General features: G+C 69.6%; 3 protein-coding genes. 2 read left to right on the forward strand and 1 reads right to left on the reverse strand.

Annotated elements, in window-relative coordinates; all coding sequences use genetic code 11:
- The coding region (locus N878_RS21485) for a LysR family transcriptional regulator (RefSeq protein WP_021445591.1) at positions 1-418 on the reverse strand (418 nt) is incomplete at its 3' end.
- 95 nt (positions 419-513) lie between these two features.
- Between N878_RS21485 and N878_RS21490 the strand changes: the two genes are divergently transcribed.
- Positions 514-927, forward strand: coding sequence for an ACT domain-containing protein (locus tag N878_RS21490; protein WP_021445592.1), 414 nt, complete (start codon positions 514-516; stop codon positions 925-927).
- Positions 927-1169, forward strand: a 243-nt coding sequence (locus N878_RS21495; RefSeq protein ID WP_021445593.1) for a LysE/ArgO family amino acid transporter, incomplete at its 3' end; no start/stop codon positions are given. The genes N878_RS21490 and N878_RS21495, both read left to right, overlap by 1 nt.

Below are 1169 nucleotides of genomic sequence, written 5' to 3' on the forward strand. Positions count from 1 at the left end.
CGCCGGCGCGCATGCGCTTGAGGCCGACCTCCTGGTCCTCCACCACCAGCTCCAGCAGTAGCCGCTGGCGCGCGCAGAAGCCACCCACCGCCGCCGCCCACCAGGTCGCCAGGCTGTCGGCGTTGAGGGCGATACGCAGGCGCTCCGGGGTCGCCGCCTCGTCCAGCGCCGGCACCTGGCCCTGCAGGTCGCGTTCGAGCAGACGCACCTGCTGCACATGGTTGAGCAGGCGGCGGCCGATCTCGGTGGGGGTCGGTGGTGTGGCGCGCACCAGCACCGGCTGGCCGACCCGCGCCTCGAGCAGCTTGATCCGTTGCGACACGGCCGACTGCGACAGGCCCAGCACCTGCGCCGCACGGTCGAAGCCGGCCTGCTCCACCACTGCCGCCAGGGCGGCGAGCAACTTGTAGTCGAACAATCGATTTACCTAATGAGAGATCAGCAATATTGGTTTCTCTTATACCGCCACAGCCGCCAGACTCGCCAGCACTCAGCCCATTTCAGGAGCCTGCCATGTCCGGCGAAACCAACCTCGCGCGCCTGCTGCAGAGCATGACGCCACACCTCAACCCGGGGCAGTACGTGTTCTGCTGCGTCGCCGCTGATCGCGACTGCAGCGCCCTGCAGCCGCTGGCCAGCATGCGCGAAGGCGAAGGCCTGAGCCTGGTGCTGCCGCGCGAAGTCGCCGATGCCCATGGCCTGAGCTACGACTACGTCGCCGCCTGGATCACCCTCGAGGTGCACTCCTCGCTGGCGGCGGTGGGCCTGACCGCGTCCTTCTCCGCCGCCCTGGCCCAGGCCGGGATCAGCTGCAACGTGATCGCCGGCGTTCATCACGACCACCTGTTCGTGCCCCTCGAACGGGCCGAGAAGGCGCTGTCGACCCTGCACGCGCTGGCGGCGGCGTCCATGCCGGAGGCCGTGTGATGTGGCAGAGCTACAGCAACGGCCTGCTGGTCGCCATCGGCCTGATCATGGCCATCGGCGCGCAGAACGCCTTCGTCCTGGCGCAGAGCCTGCGCCGCGAGCATCACCTGCCGGTGGCGGCGCTGTGCATCCTCTGCGACGCCGTGCTGGTGGCTGCCGGCGTATTCGGCCTGGCCGCGCTGCTGGCGCAGAGCCCGACGCTGCTGGCCATCGCCCGCTGGGGCGGCGCCGCGTTTCTGATC

Source organism: Pseudomonas sp. EGD-AK9 (genome assembly GCF_000465935.2).
In the GTDB taxonomy this organism is placed as follows: Bacteria; Pseudomonadota; Gammaproteobacteria; order Pseudomonadales; family Pseudomonadaceae; genus Aquipseudomonas.

What these genes read in the sequence shown, in the direction of transcription:
- N878_RS21490 (WP_021445592.1), top strand. Translation starts at nt 514, where the DNA reads ATGTCCGGCGAAACCAACCTCGCGCGCCTGCTGCAGAGCATGACGCCA.